The sequence below is a fragment of the Ensifer sp. Root558 genome (assembly GCF_001427045.1).
Classification (GTDB): domain Bacteria; phylum Pseudomonadota; class Alphaproteobacteria; order Rhizobiales; family Rhizobiaceae; genus Ensifer; species Ensifer adhaerens.
Genome location: NZ_LMGC01000011.1, coordinates 15,914 through 34,994, shown reverse-complemented (window position 1 = coordinate 34,994; position 19,081 = coordinate 15,914). Strand labels below are relative to the sequence as shown.

At 60.9% G+C, this 19,081-nt stretch carries 19 protein-coding genes; 10 read left to right on the top strand and 9 right to left on the bottom strand.

The window, feature by feature from the left end; all coding sequences use genetic code 11:
* Window positions 1-202: 202 nt before the first annotated feature.
* The 4 genes from ASD63_RS13025 to ASD63_RS13010 all read right to left on the bottom strand — a co-directional run bounded on the left by ASD63_RS13025 (window position 203) and on the right by ASD63_RS13010 (window position 3,250).
* Window positions 203-820, bottom strand: coding sequence for an SDR family oxidoreductase (locus tag ASD63_RS13025; protein WP_244497242.1), 618 nt, complete (start codon window positions 818-820; stop codon window positions 203-205).
* 150 nt (window positions 821-970) lie between these two features.
* Window positions 971-1,552, bottom strand: coding sequence for a TetR/AcrR family transcriptional regulator (locus ASD63_RS13020; protein WP_060521220.1), 582 nt, complete (start codon window positions 1,550-1,552; stop codon window positions 971-973).
* A gap of 448 nt (window positions 1,553-2,000) precedes the next feature.
* Window positions 2,001-2,636: a response regulator gene (locus ASD63_RS13015; RefSeq protein WP_060529464.1), complete on the bottom strand. Its 636-nt coding sequence runs from the start codon at window positions 2,634-2,636 to the stop codon at window positions 2,001-2,003.
* A gap of 140 nt (window positions 2,637-2,776) precedes the next feature.
* Window positions 2,777-3,250: a Rid family hydrolase gene (locus tag ASD63_RS13010; RefSeq protein WP_034791786.1), complete on the bottom strand. Its 474-nt coding sequence runs from the start codon at window positions 3,248-3,250 to the stop codon at window positions 2,777-2,779.
* A 74-nt stretch (window positions 3,251-3,324) separates the two neighbouring features.
* On the opposite strand from ASD63_RS13010, the gene ASD63_RS35045 reads away from it, so the two are divergent.
* The gene (locus ASD63_RS35045; RefSeq protein WP_156624143.1) at window positions 3,325-3,468 is read left to right on the top strand and encodes a hypothetical protein; all 144 of its coding nucleotides are present in this window, start codon (window positions 3,325-3,327) and stop codon (window positions 3,466-3,468) included.
* Window positions 3,469-3,521: 53 nt separating this feature from the next.
* On the opposite strand, the gene ASD63_RS13005 is transcribed toward ASD63_RS35045, so the two are convergent.
* From ASD63_RS13005 to ASD63_RS12990, 4 genes are all read right to left on the bottom strand, one after another.
* Entirely contained in the window at window positions 3,522-4,373 is an 852-nt protein-coding gene (locus ASD63_RS13005) for an alpha/beta hydrolase (RefSeq protein WP_060529492.1), read from the bottom strand.
* Window positions 4,374-4,641: 268 nt separating this feature from the next.
* Window positions 4,642-5,805, bottom strand: a complete 1,164-nt coding sequence (locus ASD63_RS13000) for an adenylate/guanylate cyclase domain-containing protein (protein WP_244497241.1) — start codon at window positions 5,803-5,805, stop codon at window positions 4,642-4,644.
* Between the two features lie 140 nt (window positions 5,806-5,945).
* A complete protein-coding gene (locus ASD63_RS12995) occupies window positions 5,946-6,224 on the bottom strand; it encodes an N-acetyltransferase (protein WP_034791799.1) in 279 nt (92 codons plus the stop codon).
* A 186-nt stretch (window positions 6,225-6,410) separates the two neighbouring features.
* Window positions 6,411-7,340 (bottom strand): MBL fold metallo-hydrolase, encoded by a 930-nt coding sequence (locus ASD63_RS12990; protein WP_051659230.1) that lies wholly within the window; start codon window positions 7,338-7,340, stop codon window positions 6,411-6,413.
* Between the two features lie 329 nt (window positions 7,341-7,669).
* Between ASD63_RS12990 and ASD63_RS36130 the strand changes: the two genes are divergently transcribed.
* Window positions 7,670-7,858, top strand: coding sequence for a hypothetical protein (locus ASD63_RS36130; protein ID WP_060529463.1), 189 nt, complete (start codon window positions 7,670-7,672; stop codon window positions 7,856-7,858).
* Window positions 7,859-7,969: 111 nt separating this feature from the next.
* Here the strand turns inward: ASD63_RS36130 and ASD63_RS12980 are convergent, their stop codons facing one another.
* Complete coding sequence (locus ASD63_RS12980) at window positions 7,970-9,565, bottom strand: winged helix-turn-helix domain-containing tetratricopeptide repeat protein (protein WP_060529462.1); 1,596 nt, start codon at window positions 9,563-9,565, stop codon at window positions 7,970-7,972.
* A 228-nt stretch (window positions 9,566-9,793) separates the two neighbouring features.
* On the opposite strand from ASD63_RS12980, the gene ASD63_RS12975 reads away from it, so the two are divergent.
* From ASD63_RS12975 to ASD63_RS12935, 8 genes are all read left to right on the top strand, one after another.
* Window positions 9,794-10,546, top strand: coding sequence for an SDR family oxidoreductase (locus ASD63_RS12975; RefSeq protein ID WP_060529461.1), 753 nt, complete (start codon window positions 9,794-9,796; stop codon window positions 10,544-10,546).
* A 94-nt stretch (window positions 10,547-10,640) separates the two neighbouring features.
* Window positions 10,641-11,735, top strand: coding sequence for an HlyD family secretion protein (locus tag ASD63_RS12970; protein WP_060529460.1), 1,095 nt, complete (start codon window positions 10,641-10,643; stop codon window positions 11,733-11,735).
* On the top strand, window positions 11,732-13,327 hold the full coding sequence (locus ASD63_RS12965; protein WP_060529459.1) for an MFS transporter: 1,596 nt from the start codon (window positions 11,732-11,734) through the stop codon (window positions 13,325-13,327). The genes ASD63_RS12970 and ASD63_RS12965 overlap by 4 nt, the downstream gene beginning before the upstream one ends.
* Before the next feature lie 115 nt (window positions 13,328-13,442).
* Window positions 13,443-14,390: an MBL fold metallo-hydrolase gene (locus ASD63_RS12960; protein ID WP_060529458.1), complete on the top strand. Its 948-nt coding sequence runs from the start codon at window positions 13,443-13,445 to the stop codon at window positions 14,388-14,390.
* 290 nt (window positions 14,391-14,680) lie between these two features.
* A complete protein-coding gene (locus ASD63_RS12950) occupies window positions 14,681-16,168 on the top strand; it encodes a mechanosensitive ion channel family protein (RefSeq protein WP_060529456.1) in 1,488 nt (495 codons plus the stop codon).
* A gap of 145 nt (window positions 16,169-16,313) precedes the next feature.
* Window positions 16,314-16,724 (top strand): cupin domain-containing protein, encoded by a 411-nt coding sequence (locus tag ASD63_RS12945; protein WP_060529455.1) that lies wholly within the window; start codon window positions 16,314-16,316, stop codon window positions 16,722-16,724.
* A 58-nt stretch (window positions 16,725-16,782) separates the two neighbouring features.
* Entirely contained in the window at window positions 16,783-17,541 is a 759-nt protein-coding gene (locus tag ASD63_RS12940; RefSeq protein WP_034791816.1) for an SDR family oxidoreductase, read from the top strand.
* A gap of 339 nt (window positions 17,542-17,880) precedes the next feature.
* A complete protein-coding gene (locus ASD63_RS12935; RefSeq protein ID WP_060529454.1) occupies window positions 17,881-19,074 on the top strand; it encodes an MFS transporter in 1,194 nt (397 codons plus the stop codon).
* The last annotated feature ends 7 nt before the right edge of the window (window positions 19,075-19,081 follow it).

Below are 19,081 nucleotides of genomic sequence, written 5' to 3'. Positions count from 1 at the left end.
CCGGAGTTATGGAGCAACTGCCACCAATGGCCGCTTTTAGGCCCGAAGCGGACATCCGGCGATAATCGCTTGAGACTGGAGCTTGCTTTCCACGAACACAGGAGTTCAGCGTGCGGAACCGCGGCCAACAGTGTCGGGGTCCCGTACAGGGATGCGTCGCGCCGACCTAGAGCGTCAGTCCACCGTCGATCGTCAGGCTTGATCAGGTCATGTAGGATGAAGCTTGGCTGGCGAGATATGACACCACGCCTGCTATCTCTTCTGGAGCGGCGACGCGCTTTAACGGGCTCCGGGCCGACAGCATTTCGATAGCGCCGGCATTCATGTCGGTTTCTGTTGGGCCTGGCTGGATGTTGTTAACCGTGATTCGCCGAGGCGCAAGATCGAGCGCAAGGCCTTTGACCATGGCCGCGACGGCGGCCTTGGTGAGCTGGTAGACACTCGCTCCAGGCGAGCCAGTGCTGATGGCCACATTGGAGCCGATCGTGATGACGCGGCCGCCATCCTTAAGATATGGCACGGCGGCCTGTATCGACAGATAGACACCCCGAACGTTGATGTTGAGCATCATGTCCAGTTCTTCCAGGCTTACAGATTCAACGGTGTTGATACGCAATATGCCTGCATTGACCACCACAGCATCAATTGGTCCAAGGAGGTCCACAGTCTTTGCCACGGCCGCGCGAATAGCCTCGGGGTCACCGCTGTCGGCTTGGATGGCGATAGCTCGACCGCCGATGGACCCAATGTTCGCGACCAGTGCATTGGCACTGTCCGGACGCGACACGTAGGTGAAGGCCGTGTCGAAGCCGTCCTTCACCAGTTGTTCGACGGCTGCCCCGCCGATACCACGTGAACCCACCGAAGACGAGTGCGGTTTTACGCTGATTGATCGTCATGCCATTCTCCTTTATTGACTGATTAGTCCATTATTGGGCAAAAGAAAGCCTCTTCGTTTGAAGAGGCAAACTTACGGTTTCAGTCTGTGGATCGCGAAGCGCCCCATCGACTTGAGGTCTGAAGCCGCAGCACCGCTGCGTGCTGCCACTTGAAGTCCCGCCATCACCATCTGAACGAATGCCGACGCCTCTACCGGGTCAAGCCCGGGATCGACCTCTCCCAACCGTTGGCCTTCCTCGATCCGTTCGACGATACGTCGACCAAGCAGGGCGCTCGCCTTCTCTCGGCGCAAATTCAGTTCTTCATCCGTAATGCCGAACTCGCCAACGGAACCGACGCCCATACAACCAAGGGCGCGCTCGCAATCGTCATCAGACACCAGGCCAGTGAGCAGGTCCTCGATGCCTTTCAGTGGCGAGGTCGGCTCGCCGAGCCTCTTGAGGTGGCCCGAGTTGGTTCGCCGCTGATATGTGTCGAGCGCCTCGATATATAGGGTACGCTTGTCGCCGAATGCGCCGTATAGACTTTGCCTGCCGATGCCCATCGCCTCGCGCAAATCGTCGGTTGACGTCGCTGCAAATCCCTTCGCCCAGAACAGCCGTAAGGCCTTGTCTAAAGCCGTGTCGCGGTCAAACTCTCTTGGTCTTGCCATGGGAAAGGGTAGTAGCTGTTATTGACTGATCTGTCAATAACCTTGTCTAAAAGCCGGATGACCGCTCCTGGCGCAAAGCTGACAACGCCTCATCGTTTTCGGTTGGTGGTATTTGCTACATAATTCCGCAGGTGACGACCCTTGCCAGGGAAAGGGAGGCCGCCTGCCCATGGGCAAACGGCCCCTAGGTGTGCCGGCTTTTAGCAGTCGTGCCGCGGGGAGGGGGCTGCGACACTTAGATCATCACCTCCTAAAGAAGGTGCCGGCGAAGGATGATGATGAAAGCTTACGGTCTTTCACGCATCCGCATCACTATACATTCGTTTAGCGGGCCGTTCGCGGCGCGAAGCCGGTTGTCGTTCAGGACAGGCGATGCATCCATCCTAACCAGGGCGGCCGGAAAAGAGGCGTGGTCGATCATTTCCGTCTTTTAGCTCCTGCCAAGACCTCACTGCAGCAGTTCCGACTTCCTTACGAGGTCGCTGAAGGTCCGGGCCTGCATCTTCTTCATAGCGCTTGCGCGATGAAGCTTGACCATGATTTCGCTGATTCCCAGTTCGTATGCCGCCTGTTTGTTCATGAGACCTTCGGTGACGAGCTTCATGACCTGCCTCTCACGTGGGGTGAGACTGGCCGCGCACTGGCGGGCATGCTTTCTCCTTAGAGCCATATCCCGCTGCTTTTTTCCTTCCTCCATGGCTGCGGCGACCGCACAAAGTAGGTCGTCCACCTCGAAGGGTTTCAACAGGAAATCGACGGCTCCCGCCTTCATGGCGGTGACGCTCGTCGGGACGTCTCCATCGCCGGTCATGAAAACGATTGGAAGTTCGAAGCCTGCATCCGACAGTTTCCTTTGATACTCGATACCGCTCATGCCTGGCAGTTTCACATCGAGCAACAGGCACCCTACGGCCTCTGGATCGCCCCTTTCGTCGAAATCCGCAGTGTCGACGAACGCTTCGGCCGGTATTCCGGAAGAACCAAAGAGTTCAAGCAGCGCCGAGCGAATTCTCTCATCGTCGTCGATGATGTGGACCACGTTGACGCCGGTGGCGGTTTCGATGGGGTTTGAACGTTCGGGCATCGCTTAGCTCCCTTGATCGTCAAGAACCAACATCCGCCCATTTTATCCGACGTGGTTTTGCTGGCTATAAAACGAAGGTTTGCCCTCCCGCGGGTTCGAAGACCGTTCCGTATGTTCCGTCAGCACTCGATGGTTTGCAGTCAGACGCTACAAAGCGAAACACACGGTGCGATCGCCCGAAAGGTGACCTCGATCAGCTGTTCGGGAAATGCCAGGCGGGAAACACCAATCAGGTTGCTCGCACACTCCGGAATCTCCGCTCCATACATTTCCTTGCGGACCCTGCCAGCGGCCGCAAACGCGGCGTCCACATCGAGTACGTAGAGTGTCTCTTCGACCACGTCGTCGAGTGAAGCGCCGAATTCGGCAAGGACAGTGACGGCATTGGCGTAGGTCTGCCGCATCTGCTCTTCCATGCTCGAAAAATCGACTGGTCTTCCGGCTGGGTCCAGCCTTGCCGGGGCCACGAGGTTGCCGGCCCTGTCGTGGCTTAGCTGTCCGGAGACATAGATGATGCCTTTAACCTGCACGGCCTGGGAATAGCCGTAGGCTTTTTCCCATGGCACACCGAAGTTTGCGGTCCGTTTGATCGGGGAACACATGAAATCCTCCATTCCTTCCGGGCGGGCGGTGGCCTCAACCGCTCGAAGCTCATTTCCGTTTCAAAGTCCGGTCGGTTAGACCTCTCATGACGTCGCTCTACCCATACGGCCGGGCCGGCCTTGCCGAAAGTAAACTGAAGTTTGGCTATCCAAATGCACTTGGCATCGAGGAGCAGTTCGCCGGAAAAAATGCTCCGGGCGACCGGCGGCGGATTTGCGGGCACTTCTGAGTGTGACGAACCCCCACCGTGGGAAAAGGGCGCCTGAGGCGCCCTCTAACACGCTACTTGGTGATGAAGCTGAGGATGTCCTGGTTGATGACGTCCGCGTGTGTGGTCGCCATGCCGTGAGGGAAACCCTTGTAAACCTTGAGGGTGGAGTTCTTCAGGAGCTGAGCTGAGCGGGGGGCGGAAATCGCGAGCGGAACAACCTGGTCGTCATCGCCATGCAGCACCAGCGCCGGCACATCGATCATCTTCAGGTCTTCGGTAAAGTCGGTCTCCGAGAAGGCCTTGACGCCAAGGTAATGGGCGTTGGCGGCTCCCATCATCCCCTGTCGCCACCAATTGTGGCTGACCGCTGCGGACGGCGTGGCGCCTGGCCGGTTGAAGCCATAGAAGGGGCCGTTTGCGATGTCGTGATAGAGCTGCGCCCTGTTGGCCGCAAGAGCCTCGCGATAGCCGTCGAGCGCCTCGATCGGAAGCCCCTCGGGATTGTTCGGCGTCTTCAGCATAAGCGGTGGCACGGCGCCGATCAGGACCAGCTTGGCCACACGCCCCTTGCCGTGACGGGCGACATACCGGGTCGCTTCGCCTCCGCCCGTCGAATGCCCGATATGGATCGCGTTGCGCAGATCCAATTGCCGCACGAGAGAGGCCACGTCGGCGGCATAGTGATCCATGTCATGGCCACCGCTCACCTGCTCCGATCGCCCGTGGCCACGACGGTCATGGGCAATGACGCGATAGCCTTTTGCGAGGAAGAAGAGCATCTGGTTGTCCCAGTCATCTCCGCTCAATGGCCAGCCGTGATGAAACACGATCGGTTGCGCCTCGCGTGGCCCCCAATCCTTGTAGAAAATCCTGGTCGAGTCTTCTGTCGTTACGTATCCGTGACCGGGTTGTTCGGCTGTCATGGCCATTCCTTTCTGTGCTGGTCGTGCCGCATCAAATGGTGGTTTCGGGCCGCGATCCTCAGCTCTCGAAGCGCGGTCCTGCGGTGGGCGCCGTCGTTAACGGAGGACCGTTTCGACGCCCTGCGGGACCCTGTTTCTCCGGGAGTAACGGCCGGCATGCGACGTGAAGACGCTAGCAGCTGGCGCATGGCGGGAAAGGTATACCTTGGTTTCGGCGACCATTCGCGGCCGTTCAAGGGCTTGAACGTCAACGCGATGTCTCGGGACTTTAAAGTCGCAGGGCATGGACCTCAACGGCAGTTGCTATGCCCTCGAGCACGTGTCGCCCGAGGTGTTCGGTCTGCTCGTGGCAGGCTGCCGCGTCCACGAATTCTCCCGAAAGAAGGACGGGACGGCGCAGGCGTTTGGTCAGCGCCTCGAGCTTGAAGGCCCTGTTGACAGCTGACCCGATCACGGTGAAGTCGAGACGGTGTCTTGAACCGATGTTGCCATAATTGACCTTGCCGAGGTGGACGCCCATGCCGAAGCGTATTCGGTCGTCCTGCGGCCAAAGCCGGGATGCCGCCTGATACCCCTCCTGGACCGCCGCGATGAGGTGCATGCAGGCCTGCGGCCGGTCCATGGGAAAAACGGCAAGCAGACCGTCTCCGATGAACTTCAGGATTTCTCCGCCATGCTGTTCGATCGGCTCTCCGACAGCGTCGAAGAAGCCGTTCAAGATTTCGATCAGCTCGTCACGCGGCAATCGGTCGGAGAGATGGGTGAAGTCCCTCAGATCACAGACGAGAATTGCTGCATTGATCGTGGCGCCCGTCCCTCGTCTGGTTGCGCCACGCAACACTTCTGCAGAGGCATGTGAACCGACATAGGTGTCCAGTAACGTGCGAGCCAGCTGGCTCTTGACGCGGATTTCGGTGACGAGGGACAGCCAGGGCAAAAGCGCGTCGAACAGTTCCAGTTCCTCTGCGCAAAAGCCACCATGCCGGTCCGTCGCAAAGGTGAGGAGGTGGCGGCGGCCCTGCGTATGATCGAGAGGCCACGCGGCGTAGTCCGTGTGGCCGGCGTGCTTCAGTTCTTCGTAGACCGCAAAATGATGTGGACCGACGATCTGCAAATTCTGCCGAACCCGCAGCCCGCTGACGATCGCCAGTTGAAAGGGGCTGCGAAGGAAGGCGACGGTTGCCTCGACGTCATAAGCGATGGTCTGGATGTTGGCGGTCGATTGTCCGCGCACCCAGGTCATGCGCGTACCCAGCCATTGCGGATGGTGCACGCGCAGATGAAGCGTTGCTCTGCTCAGCGCGACGCCGCAGCGCACGAGCCGACCGCAGAGCTCGACAAAAACCTTCTCTGCCAAGGGCTCGTCGCGGATCCCGGTCGCGAGCCAGTGCAAAATCTGATCGCGCGCTTCAGTTTTCAGCTCTAGTCCCATGGCCTTCAACATACGCTCTGATGTGACCGCGAGAGAGGCATACGAGCGTTCCAGGAGGGGCAGGCTCGGTGAGAGTGCGAACCCCGAGATGTTTTGCCCAATACGCCGGTGTTTGCGGTCCGGCCTGATCTGCTTGGCGATCAGCAGATCAGGTCACTGTATTCCGGATGATGAACGGCATAGTTGGCCATGAACACGCATCGGGGCGCGACCTTCTGTTGCCGCTCGCGCAAGATGGCAAAGACGCCGTTCGCCCGCTTCGTGGCAAATCCTGCTCTGGAGAATTCGAACGGCACCTCCGTGTGGATCAGCACCAGCACGTCTGCCTCCATGCGATAGTAGGCGGCTGCAATCGCATCCGCGTCGATGGAGAGTTCGAAGCGGCAATTTTCGGGATTATCGAGTACGCTATGCGGCAAGTTTGATCTCCTTGCTGCTATTGCAGCCATCGACGCGAAGGCCCGTTCAGGGGGGACCGTGGTCTTGTGCCGACCTTGCAATCCAACCAACGGCCGATTGATGCCTCACGGCGCGCCGTGAGCAGCAATCGACCGGTTGTTCGAATTAGAGCAGTCGTCCGGTTCGTTCCCAACGGAAGCCTTCCGTCAGTAGTCCCACCAGGCCGGAACCCAGCGGTAAAGGTCGCCGGCGGTCGCTACACGGCCGACCGATGGGAACGGCATGTGTGTGGAAACCAGCCAGGAACCGGTCTCTGCAAGTTCTTTCATGAGCCGCAGTCGAACGCGGGTCGCTTCGTCGGGATCGTGTTCGAAGCCGTTGTGCCACTCGGGGTGGTCGAAGGAGACGGGGAACAGGGCGTCGCCGCCGAACATCAGCCGCTCGTCGCCGGACGAAATGCGCACCACGCTGTGCCCGGGGGTGTGACCACCGGTACGGGTGACCACCACTCCCGGCGCCACTTGCGCCTGCTGGTCAAAAGTCCGCAGATGGCTGCGATACGCATTCAGAAACTCAAGGGACGCTTTGCGCGCGAGATCCGCGAGCGCCGGTGGCATGGCGGTAAGCGAGAAGTCGGGCGCCTGCCAGAACTTGGTCTCGGCGGCGCACACATGGACGCGAAGATCCGGGCGCATCCGTTCCTTGACGCCTTCGACGAGGAGCCCGCCGACATGATCAAAGTGCATGTGCGTCAGCACCACGTCGGTCACGGCCGCGAGATCAACGCCGGCGGCCTCCAATCGATGGACAAACTGTCCGGCCCGCGGGAAATCGGGATACTCCTCGCCCAGGCCGCTGTCGATGAGGATCGTCTGGTCGCCGCTGCGTACGACAACGGCGTTCAGCGCCCAATCGAAGGCAACCTTTGAAAGAAACCTCTCGTCCAGCCAGGCGCCTCGCACCTCGGGGTCGGCATTGGTGGCCATCGACTCGGCCGGCGGGGTCAAGATGCCATCGCTAATGATCAAGACGTCGATGTCCCCAACCCGTACCGCATAGCGTGAAGGAACCAGCTCATCCGGTGCGGGTCTTTCCTGCAGGATAATCTTTCGGGAACTCGTTTGAGCATTCGACATGATGTGCTCCTGTCGTCGTGGTTGAAATATGTGGGTCAAGGTTACGTCGCGAAGTCTAGGTTCGAGTTTCTGGGCGGTCGAGCTACACCTGAGTATGGGCCGCTGCCCGCACCCGGGCCCGTGAAGCGAGTCCATGCGCCTCAATCAGCGCGCCACGCGCGCGCTTTGCCCCGGTCAGCGGTGGGTGGAGTGGGTCTCCCCAAACCTGCGTATAGTTTCAGCGGTCCAGTCAATTGCCTAGGCTAGGTCCGGTATGCGCAGGCGGCCGTTGCTCGGCCCGAGACATCGCGAACGCGATGATTGGCGCACCCGCAGGCGGATTGCACTCCATGACAGCCAAAGAGGTTAACTTGATCGCCCTGTCCGGTGCGCAGCCACTGCTGGACGTATCGGAATACTGCCGGCGCGCGGGCATCTGCGAAGCCGAAGAGCGGAGACTGCTTTTGCTCCTTGGGCGACAGGCGTCCTGCCACGAACTCCAGATGAATATCGTAGAGCGGCGAATGCGTGCACGCTAGCGACTCGTCACAGTTGCCGTGCCGAACCCACGCCCCAGAGCCTGTGGTGGTCCAGGCGCTGGACAATTGCACGGCGCGCGCTCGTCCATTGCGCGCCGCGAGCGGCCATGGTCACTCCGGCAAGCCTGCAAGCCGCAATCCCTCGGCAAACCGCTTGAAATCGTCTGGTCGATGGATCGGCAGCCAATCGCGGAGATTGGATATGCACAAGGCCGGATCAAGCTGCCGCAGGCGCTCCATGTACCGCCTTGCCTCGTCGGGACGACCGGCAAGCGCATGGCTGGCTGCGGCAAGTGCGACCGCGGCCAGCAGGCTCGGCAGGTTCGCAAGTGCCTTCTCGGCCCAGACCACCGCATCGTCGTAATTTCCGGAAAAGAAATGGGCGATCGCCGTTCCCGTCTGCATTCGGAACATCTCCGGATCGAGTGGGCTCAGGCGAACGGCATGGGTCAGATCCTTGATCGCGCTCTCCGTCTCTCCCCGAAAGACGCGCAGCACACCGCCCAAAAACCACGCGAGTGCGAAATTCGGATTGAGCAGCCGGGCCCTGTCGATCAAAGCGATGCCGGCGTCGAGATCGTCGGCGAGATGGCCGAGCGCATGCCCGCCTCTCGTGAGCGCCACGGCGTCGTCCCGGCCAAGCTCGACCGCGAGCCGCGCCAGTCGTGTGCCTTCCGCGATCTCTGCCGTGCGGTCGACCATCCAGCCGTTGAGCTTGCGCCAGAAGAAGCACCAGGCGGCGCCGCCATAGGCTGCGGCGAATTCATCGTCGAGCGCAATCGACTTGTAAAAGAGAGGTAGTGCCGCCTCGAGCGCCTCTCGGGTGCCGCTGTGCAGTTTTGCCATGCCGCGAAGATAGTAGTCGTAGGCGTCGAGGCTTTCGGTCGGCTTGCGCTTGGCGCGTTCGATCTCGATCCGTTCGAGTTGCGGCGCGATCGCGCCGACGACGCTTTCGGCTATCCCATCCTGCAGCTCGAAGATGTCGTCGAACGTGCCTTCGAAGCGCTCGGCCCAGAGATGCGCTCCGGTCGTCGCGTCGACGAGCTGGCCGGTGATGCGGACCTTGTTTCCCGATTTGCGCACGCTCCCTTCCAGTACGTAACGCACGCCAAGTTCGCGACCGACCTCGGCCGCCTCCACGGTCCGGTCCTTGTAGGTGAAGCTCGAATTGCGTGCGATGACGAACAGCCACCGAATGCGCGAGAGTGCGGTGATGATGTCCTCCACCACCCCGTCCGTAAAATACTCCTGCTCCGGATCGCCGCTGAGGTTCTGAAAAGGCAAGACGGTTATCGAGGGTTTTTCGGGCAAGGGGAGCGCCGGCGCCGGCACGCGTGCCTCTCCATTATTGTGATCGGCGACGCTCAAACCTCGCGCAGGGGCCTCGTTTCCAACGTCGACAAGGTTGACATCGCCGACGAAGCGGAAGCCTTTGCGGGGGATGGTGCGCACCAGATGCTGGTCTTCGCCGTTGTCGCCGATCGCCTTGCGAACTGCGTTTATGTGGCTGGTGATCGTCGATTCCGACACGATCCGACCGCCCCAGACGGCGAGCAGCAGATCATCCTTGCCGACGACCCTTTCTCGATTTTCGATGAGATGCACCAACAGGTCGAAGACCTGCGGACCGACGGCGACAACCTGCCCGTTGAGCGTCAATTCACGGCGTTCCGGATCGAGCAGATAATCTGCGAACTTGAATTGCACCTTGAGGTCTCCTGGACGACTTCCCCGGCTGGCGATTGCCATCCGCGGATAACCAACACGCCATTGCGTCGTTAGAACATCCCGCCACGATCACACAATCGCTTGGACGGACAATCAAGCTATCCACAAGGGTAATTCAAGACAGGCCCAAGGACTTCCCTTGAGCATAGGGGCACTCTCAGCGCAGATCGACAGCAATGGTGCGGTCGAGAAAAGCAGAGTGAACCCATGAAGATCGTCGTCATCGGAGGCACCGGCCTTATCGGATCGAAACTTGTGAAGAGCCTGCGCGAGCGCGGACACGACGTGCTCGCTGCCGCACCAAATACTGGCGTCAACACGATTACGCGCGAAGGTCTGGCTGCAGCGATGGATCGGGCAGATGTCGTCGTCGATGTCGCCAACGCGCCGGTTTGGGACGACGAGGCTGTTCTCGAATTCTTTGAGACGTCGGGGCGCAATCTTTTGGCAGCGGAAGCTGCAGCCGGCGTTCGCCACCACATCGCGCTGTCGATTGTCGGCAGCGAGCGGTTGCCCGACAACGGCTATTTTCGAGCGAAGATCGCGCAGGAAAGCCTCATCAAGGCATCCGGTATTCCCTATACCATCCTGCGGGCCACGCAGTTTTTTGAGTTCGTCGGCGGTATTGCGCAGTCGGCGACCGTCGACGGCGAGGTTCGGCTTTCCCCTGCATTGTTCCAGCCCATCGCTTCCGACGACGTTGCCGCGGCGCTTGCCGATATCGCGCTCGCAGCGCCGGTCAACGGCACGATCGAAGTCGCCGGACCGGAAGCCATTCCGCTCGATGAGGTCGTCAGGCAATTTTTGCGGGCAACAAAGGATGACCGAAAGGTCGTTCCCGACGTTCACGCTCGCTATTTCGGCGCGTTGCTCGATGACCGATCGCTGACCCCCGGCAATAACCCGCGGCTCGGCGCAATCCGCTTCGAGGATTGGGTCGGCACACAGGCCGGGGTCTGAAGTCGCAAGCATCAATATCCGCAAGGTGGCGGAGGCTCTGACATTCTCCCTGCCCTGGCGCCGCAGCCGACGAAAATCAACGGGAACCAAGACAATGGACACGATCGAGGACAGGATTGCCACCGCCACGGGAAGCGCCTCGAGCGGCGCCGCCGAAAAGCGATCCAGCAAACGAAAGAAGATTGGCATGTTGCTGTGCCTGGGCGCTGCGGTAGCCATCGCCGGCGGCTGGGCGTGGGCCCGTCCAGGCGACCAAGTGTCGACGGACAACGCTTATGTTCGTGGGGACGTGACGTCATTGGCGCCGAAGATCGCCGGCTATGTCGTAGCCGTCGAGGTTCAGGACAATCAGAGTGTTCGGGCGGGCGATGTGCTTTTCCGGATCGATGACAGGGACTATCGGGCTCGTTTCGCGCAGGCTGCAGCCAATGTCGAAGCTGCCAAGGCCCGGCTCGTCAATGTCGATGCCGAGACAGAGCTTCAGCACGCCCTTATTCGCCAGGCCGAAGCCCAGAAGCTGTCGGCCGTCGCAGAGATGAATCTCGCCGCCAAGGCATATGAACGCCGGCGCGAACTGATCCGCAGCAATACCATCAGTCAGGCGCATGTCGACGAAAGTGATGCGGCGCGGTCGAAAACGCAGGCAGGCGTATCTGCGGCCTCAGCAACGATCGAAGCGCAGAAGCAACGCATTGCCGTCCTTGCGGCACAGCGTGAGGCCGCCGTCGCAGCCGTGGCCCAGGCCGAAGCTGCGCGCGACCTTTCCCAGATCGACCTCGAAAGCACGGTCGTGCGTGCCCCGGTTGGTGGGGTCATCGGCAACCGTCAGGTTCGTGTCGGCCGTTTCGTCGTCCCCGGCACTTCCCTGCTCGACATCGTTCCGGTCGACGACGTGTGGGTTGTCGCCAATTTCAAGGAAACGCAACTCGAGCACATCCAGCCGGGTCAGCGCGTGCGGATCCGGATCGACGGGTATCCGGGGCAAGTCCTTGAAGGCACGGTTGACAGCTTTGCGCCCGGGAGCGGTTCAGCCTTCAGCCTGCTGCCGTCGGACAATGCAACCGGCAACTTCGTTCGCGTCGTCCAGCGGGTGCCGGTCAAGATCCGATTTGCCCGCAGCCCCTTGACTGGACGTCTCGTACCGGGACTGTCCGCAAGGGTCGACGTGGATCTCGGGAGAGGGTCATGACCACGCACCTGCCCGCCACGGTAAATCGCGAGGCGTCTGCATCAGACATGTTGCTTGTCGCCGGCATCGTGCTCGCGGCGTTGACGGAGGCGATTGCCAGCACCGTTCTTTCGCTCGGCCGCGGCGACATCATCGGCGACATCTATGCCACGCCCGACGAATTCGCCTGGCTCGACGTCGGCTACACCGCCTTCAAGCTCATCGGCTTCATGGTCGCCGCTTCGATGCTGAACCGCATCCGGCCGCTCAGTCTCATCATCGGATCGACGCTCATCATGGGGATCGCATCCGGAATGGCGTGCGCGACGACGTCGCTCAATCTCCTGATTGCGCTGCGGGTCATTCAGGGGCTTGCCGGCGGCGTCCTTCTCGTTGCGGGGCAGACCACCATCTTCTTTGCCTTTCGGAGCGCCCTTCAGCCAATCCTTCAGGCGCTTTTTGCCATGGGCGCGGTGGTCGCACCCGCTACGCTCGCCCCCGCGCTTCAGGGGTGGCTGCTCGACAGCCAGTCCTGGACCTGGATCTTCTACTGCAATGTTGTTCTGTCTCTCGGCGCCGCCGGACTTCTCTTGATGGTCGATGATCCGGCGCCCGCCACGACGAGGCACCGTCCCCTTGACTGGGTTGGGCTGTCACTGGTTTCGGTCGCGCTTTTCTGCTTCAGCTATGTCTTCAGCCAGGGAAGCCGCTGGGACTGGTTCGAAGAGCCGCGCATCCTTTGGCTCTCGGTTGCAGGGATGGCTTCGCTGTTCCTGTTTCTCGGGCAGCAGGTGCTGCGCAAGGGCACCGGTCTCCTCGACTTTACCCTGTTCAGATCCGACGACTTCGCCTTCGCCTTCATCGTCAGTTTCGTCGCCGGCGCGGCACTTTTTGGCAGCGCGTTGCTGATCCCGTCCTTCGCCGTATCCGTTCTGGCCTTCACGCCGACCGATGCCGGCCTGCTGCTCCTGCCAAGCGGCGCTCTCTTCGTCGGGGCCCTCATCCTGGCTGCCTTCCTCATGCAGGTCCGTCGGCTTCCTCCATTCGCAACCGTTCCCTTCGGTATCCTGCTGATCATGCTGGCCATGTGGATGCTGTCCGGTTCGACGAGTGAAAGCGGTGCCGCCGACATGATGGCCGCGATCCTCTTTCGCGGCCTTGGCCTCGGTTTCCTGTTCCTGTCGATCACGCTGATTGCCTTTACCAATCTCGACAAACGAAACCTCGCCTCCGGGATCGGGCTGTTCAACACCGGTCGCCAGCTCGGCGGCCTTGTTGGCGTTGCCGGGCTTCAGACGCTTATCGACCACAACGTCGCTGCAAATGTCGCGGTCCTGGGCGCGAGCGTCAATGCGGGAGGTCAGGCCGTCATCGAACGACTGGCCGCAACGACCGCCATGCTGGCGGCGCGAGGCATGGAAGCCGTTCCCGCCAGCCGGGCCGCGATGGCGCTTCTCGGCCGGACCGTTGCCGGGCAGTCCATCGTGATCGCCTTCGACACGGCGTTCAATGCCGTGGCACTGCTCTTCGTCATCGCTGCGCCCATGCTCGTGGCCATCAAGGTCGGATTGGCCCGGCGCGCCAAAGCACGCCAGACATTCGCCGACCGTTGACCGAACGGGCCGACCTAAACCGAGGTATAGCTCGACCCTCGATATCGCTCGAACCTAGAGTCCAGGCCGTGAACTGTGAAAAAGCATTCTTCGATCAGGCAAACAGGAGGGCGTCATGTCGCCGCTAGAAGCAAGATCTCTTACGAACACGACCTTGGAGCCTGCCCCGCCCGGCAGATCGGCTCCGGAAGAGCTGGTCCCATCGCGCTATGCCGTGCGGGTCGGTGACATTGAGCTGCTGGTGGTCAGTGATGGCGTGCTGCCATTGCCAACCACGATGTTGGGACATAATGCAGACGCCGCCGATCGGGCAGCCTGGCTCGACGGCATGTTCCTGCCAACCGATGCCTTCGACTGGTCGCTGAACGTGGTCGTGGTGCGAAGCGGCGCACAGACCATTCTCATCGACGCCGGGCTTGGCCTGGATCCGGACCTGAACCTGCCGCGAGCAGGCCAATTGATCAGGCGGCTGACGGCTGCAGGCATCGATCTTGGGTCCGTGACCGATGTGGTTCTCACGCACATGCACATGGACCATATCGGCGGATTGCTCGTTGATGGCGTGAAGGAGCAATTGCGTCCGGACTTGCGGATCCATGTCGCCGCCGCCGAGATCAAATTCTGGGAGGCGCCTGATTTCTCCCATGCGGTCATGCCGCAGGGCTTCCCGGATGCGTTGAGGGCAACTGCCAAGCGCTTTGCGAACGAGTACCGCAATCATCTTCGACCGTTTAAGGACGAGTGCGAGGTCGCGCCGGGCGTGGTTGCTGAGCGCACCGGCGGCCATACGCCCGGGCACTGCGTGGTCCGCGTGGCCTCGGGAGGCGACAGGCTGATGTTTGCCGGCGACGCCCTGTTCGCGGTCGCCTTCGACCACCCCGACTGGTACAACGGCTTTGAACACGACCCCGAGGAGGCGGCTCGCGTTCGGGTGCGTCTCATGAAGGAACTGGCCGAGACAGGATCGTCGCTGGTGGCCACGCACCTGCCTTTCCCGTCCGTTGGGCATGTGGCGATCGATGGCGATCGCTTCCGGTGGGTTCCGGTGTTCTGGGACTACTGACGTTTCCAACTAAGCGCCAGCCTCGCAGGAACCATCGGTCCGTCTTGCTCTCCGGCCCAGAGCAGAGAATGGCCGATGGTTTTGCGTTGCATGGCAACAAGGGCGTCAGGCTCGCGCTTGTCCTTGTCAGACGAAGTTGCCGCCCGCCGGCTGTAGCGGAGGGAGAGCTGTCGTCCAGCCGGCATCGTCAGCAGCAATCCTGTCTTTGTCCGTAGAACGGCGGCGTTTTCCTCCATAGGCCTCTTCGCTACTCGGTTGAAGGGCGCGTAGGGCTCACCAGGGGAGTGGAAATGGACCAGAAAATGCAATTTTTCCGCGCCCTCGTTTGTGTTCTGGGCATTGCCGGAATTGTCGTCTGGTATCTGCAGGGCAGGGCGCGCCCCACGGCGCGGCTGATCGTGCAGATCGCCTTCTTCGCGTCGATGACAGCGGCGCTCGCCCACAGCGACCTCAATCCGTTTCGCTACGACCGGACCGATCTCGACGGTGCGCAGACACTGCTCGTGGCGGCAAAGACCCTCTGGTGGGTTCATCTGTCCTGGGCGGTGATCGGGTTCGTCCGGCTTTATCTTGTCCTCGATGGCCGACCGCGAGAAGCACGATTGATCCAGGATCTGGTCGTTGCCGTCGTCTACCTCGGCGTGCTGCTGTCGATCCTGGCATTCGTCTTCGGCGTGCCGATCGGGGGCTTGCTGGCGACTTCGGGCGTCATTGCGATCATTCTCGGTCTCGCATTGCAGAGCACGTTGGGTGATGTGTTCTCGGGCATAGCCCTGACCCTCGGGCGACCTTATGTCCTTGGTGACTGGATCTGCCTCAGTGACGGAACGGAAGGGCGGGTGGTCTCAAGCAACTGGCGTTCGACGCATCTACTGACCGCAGCGCACAATCTCGTGGTCCTGCCGAACAGTGTTCTGGCAAAGGTGGGGCTGACCAACATCAGCCAGCCGGACGAGAACCATCAGATCATTGTCTCGGTTCGCGTGGCTCCGACGCGCATGCCGCACATGATCGTCGACGTCATGCAAGCTGTTCTCGACAGTTGCAATGCGATCGTGAAGCAGCCCGCTCCCATTGTCGGACTGGTGGGGATTGATGCCAGCGCGATCACCGTCGAACTCCAGTTTAGGGTCACCAGTCCGGCGCAGCGCGGCCCGGCGCGCAACGAAGTCATCGACCTCGTCTATCGGCATTGCAGGGCGAACGGCGTGCAACTGGCTCTGCCTGCCGGGAGCCTGCTCATGCAGAACCCTGGCAGGTCCGACCCGCAGCACGCCGTCGCACCGGCGCAGGACCTGATCGACGCGATCCCGATTTTCTCCAATCTCAGCCAGGAAGAACGCGATACGCTTGCGGCCGCGGCGACGCCGCGCAGCTTTGCCGCCGGCGCGGAGATTGTCAGAGAAGGGAGGTCGCTCGAAAGCCTGATGATGATCAAGAACGGCGTAGTGGCGATGAAGAGCGGCGGGGTGGAAATCGCGCGCCTGGCCCCCGGCGATTTTTTCGGCGAAGACGGCCTGCTGGCCGGAATGAAGGAGAAGCACGACCTCCATGCCGTCACCCGCCTTACCGTCTATGAAGTCGATCAGGCAGCGTTCGCGCCGCTTTTGTCGAAGCGTCCGGAAATTGCGGAGGATCTGGCAATTCACCTGGCGCAACGCGAGGCGATCGGAGCAAGTTCGGAATTGCCTGCAAACCAGCGCGAGCGACGCAAGCTGGACCTGCTTCATGCCATCCGATCCATTTTTCGAAGCCAGCGTGAAAGCGCGAAGAGCTGAAGCGGTTGCGCGGTGGTTCGGACGCGGCCACGACATCTGCCGGGAGAAGATCGCCGCTGCGGCAAACCTACGTATATCTGTTTCTCCCCGGAGGCCGGCCATAGGATCCCACCCGTTGCCAACAACGTGAATGGAGGAGAAATCCATGCGAAGATTAGCGATTGGCTTGCTGTTTGCGACGCTGATCACCGGACCGGTGGCGGCCTCCGACGAGCCCTACAATGCCAAGGTCACAGTGGTGTTCGACCACGCGCTTCCGAATGTGCCGGGCAAGAGCATGCGCGGCGTTCTGGTCGAATACGGCCCCGGCGGGCACAACCCGTCACACACCCACCCCAAGAGCGCTTTTATCTATGCGACGGTGATCGAAGGCAGCATCAAGAGCCAGATCAACGACGCTGCAGTGAAAGTCTACAAGACCGGCGAGAACTGGATCGAAGTCCCGGGTGATCACCACCGCGTGAGCGCGAACGCAAGCGACAGGGAGCCGGCAAAGATCTTGGCCGTTTTCGTACTCGATACCACCGAAACTGAGATGGTGTTGCCCGCAAAGTGAAGCCCTTCTTCATAATGGGATGCGGTGATCCATCGACGAGCCTGCAAGGAGCAGAACCATGAAAATCGTTATTATCGGCGGCACGGGCCGCATCGGCTCTAAGGTCGCAGAGCGCCTCAGAAGTAAGGGCCATGACGTTGTGCAATCGGCGCCGTCCACCGGCGTTGATACGCTGACGGGCGAGGGGTTGGCCGATGTGCTGGTCGGTGCCGAGGTGGTGCTCGACGTCAGCAACTCGCCATCCTTCGAACCGAGTGCCGTACTTTCGTTCTTCGAACGATCGACCTCGAACCTGCTCGCGGCGGAGCGTGCAGCCGGTGTCAGCCACCACGTCGCCCTCTCCATCGTCGGCATCGAACGGTCGCCCGATAACGGCTATTTCCGCGCAAAGGTCGCGCAGGAGAGCCTGATCAAAAAAGGCGGCGTCCCATACACCATTGTAAGGTCGACGCAGTTCCTGGAGTTCCTCGGCGGCATAGCCGACGAGGCAACGGTCGACAGGACTGTCCGTGTCTCATCCGGCGCGTTCCAGCCAATCGCTGCAGACGACGTCGCAGCCTTTGTTGCAGAAGCGACGATCGGCAAACCCGAGAACCAGACGATCGAAATCGCTGGCCCTGAAAAGAAGCCCATGAGCGATTTCATTTCCGAGTATCTGGCAGCCGTCGGCGATAGCCGCAAGGTTGTTGCCGACCCGGACGCCAAGTACTTCGGCACGCGCGTTGATGATCAGGCACTGGTTCCTCTTGGATCCGCCAAGCTGGGTAAGCTCGACTTCAGGACTTGGAATGCCAAACATCCTCAGGCCGCCGCTTGAGGTCTTTGCGGAGGGGGCGATGCGGCGACAAAACGCCCACCGTCCCCGACGCGCTTGTCTCTAGTGCGACCACGCACGATCGGATGTTCCGCCCATCGCAGGGCTGACGTCCTGTCGAGGATTTGTGCTTGAAGGGAAGAGATAAGCCAAGTTTACGGTCCACACCTTCATCGATCATGATAGAAATGGCAGCCGGCGACCGTTCCGAAGCTCGCAAATGACGGCTCGTGCAAACTTGATGTGCGACATACGGGACCGGCGTCGGCAAATCGCCGGCGCCCATGTTGTGAAATGCAAAGGTGATTTTCAACAAACAGGAATCGGTCGGGAAACCGGGCCATGGCCAATCCTTCAACAGCCTCTGTCGCGTCTGGCGATCCGCTTTCACTTGTGATCGGCGCAACGGCCTGTCAGGTGATTGGTGGCCTCGTTCCGCAGATGTCGCCCTTCGTGGTCGCGGGATTGATTGATGGTCTTGCACTGTCGGAACGTGACGCCGGTATCGTAGCGTCGGTCGAATTGCTTGCCTTGGCCGTATCGGCGATCCTCATTGCGCCAGTGCTACCGCGGCTATCCTACCGACGTGCCGGGATGTCTGCGCTGGTATTGACCGTGGCGGCTCAAGCCGCCTCTATCGTATCAGATGGATGGACGTCGCTGGTCTTGTTGCGCGGCGCTGCAGGCATCGGCGAGGGACCGCTCTATGCCATGTCGCTCAGCCTTGTCGCGTCTCATTGCTGCAATCCGGTAAAAACTTTTGGTTTGTTCCAGCTCGTCTGGGCAATCGGCAGCGTGGTGCTGTTCGGCATAGGCGGCGAGGTGACCGCAGCCTATGGCCACAGAGGGATTTTTGCGCTGTTGGCGGGTTTGACGCTGGGCCTATCTCCGTTTCTTCTTCTCATACCGGATCTTCGAGCTCTGAAGCAGACCGCCACCCGGACGCCACCTTCTGTGCCTCTGCTTGGAAGCCTGTTGTTTGCTGCCATTGTTCTTTACGTCGCGGTCTCCGCCGGTCTATTTGCCTTCAGCGGACCGATGGGCGAGCGCATCGGTCTGGACACGGCCGCGGTAGGGTACATTCTCACCTTGTCGACGGTCGTCGGGCTTGCCGGCGCCGGCGCGGCCACGGCACTGAATGTTCGCTGGGGCAGGGCGGTCCCGATCTCCGCATTCTGCCTTGGCTACGTCGTGGTGGCACTCGTCCTTTGCCTCTGGACGAACCCGGTGGCCTACAGTGTCGCCGTCATCCTATCCGCCGTCCTTTACTACTTTTCACTTCCGTATCTTTTTGGCCTGGCCGCAGCACTGGACCAGAGCGGGCGCTGGGCGGCAGCAGCGGGGTCGGCTTACCTGCTCGGATTTGCTGCCGGGCCAGTCTTTACCGGCGCAGTGATAGCAGCTTCGGGATACGCAAGCCTGGCAACCGTATGCGTCACCATGACCATCGTCGCCTGGGCCCTTGCCGTTTCCATCGTCGCACGCGCTTTTCACGGAGACCGCTTGGCCGACCGGCTCCGAAACTCGGCGACTTAGGCTGACA

Coding starts and splice junctions, on each gene's coding strand:
- ASD63_RS13020 (WP_060521220.1), bottom strand. CDS start 1,552: ATGGCAAGACCAAGAGAGTTTGACCGCGACACGGCTTTAGACAAGGCC.
- ASD63_RS13015 (WP_060529464.1), bottom strand. CDS start 2,636: ATGCCCGAACGTTCAAACCCCATCGAAACCGCCACCGGCGTCAACGTG.
- ASD63_RS13010 (WP_034791786.1), bottom strand. CDS start 3,250: ATGGAGGATTTCATGTGTTCCCCGATCAAACGGACCGCAAACTTCGGT.
- ASD63_RS35045 (WP_156624143.1), top strand. CDS start 3,325: ATGACGTCGCTCTACCCATACGGCCGGGCCGGCCTTGCCGAAAGTAAA.
- ASD63_RS13005 (WP_060529492.1), bottom strand. CDS start 4,373: ATGACAGCCGAACAACCCGGTCACGGATACGTAACGACAGAAGACTCG.
- ASD63_RS13000 (WP_244497241.1), bottom strand. CDS start 5,805: ATGGGACTAGAGCTGAAAACTGAAGCGCGCGATCAGATTTTGCACTGG.
- ASD63_RS12990 (WP_051659230.1), bottom strand. CDS start 7,340: ATGTCGAATGCTCAAACGAGTTCCCGAAAGATTATCCTGCAGGAAAGA.
- ASD63_RS36130 (WP_060529463.1), top strand. CDS start 7,670: ATGACAGCCAAAGAGGTTAACTTGATCGCCCTGTCCGGTGCGCAGCCA.
- ASD63_RS12975 (WP_060529461.1), top strand. CDS start 9,794: ATGAAGATCGTCGTCATCGGAGGCACCGGCCTTATCGGATCGAAACTT.
- ASD63_RS12970 (WP_060529460.1), top strand. CDS start 10,641: ATGGACACGATCGAGGACAGGATTGCCACCGCCACGGGAAGCGCCTCG.
- ASD63_RS12965 (WP_060529459.1), top strand. CDS start 11,732: ATGACCACGCACCTGCCCGCCACGGTAAATCGCGAGGCGTCTGCATCA.
- ASD63_RS12960 (WP_060529458.1), top strand. CDS start 13,443: ATGTCGCCGCTAGAAGCAAGATCTCTTACGAACACGACCTTGGAGCCT.
- ASD63_RS12950 (WP_060529456.1), top strand. CDS start 14,681: ATGGACCAGAAAATGCAATTTTTCCGCGCCCTCGTTTGTGTTCTGGGC.
- ASD63_RS12945 (WP_060529455.1), top strand. CDS start 16,314: ATGCGAAGATTAGCGATTGGCTTGCTGTTTGCGACGCTGATCACCGGA.
- ASD63_RS12940 (WP_034791816.1), top strand. CDS start 16,783: ATGAAAATCGTTATTATCGGCGGCACGGGCCGCATCGGCTCTAAGGTC.
- ASD63_RS12935 (WP_060529454.1), top strand. CDS start 17,881: ATGGCCAATCCTTCAACAGCCTCTGTCGCGTCTGGCGATCCGCTTTCA.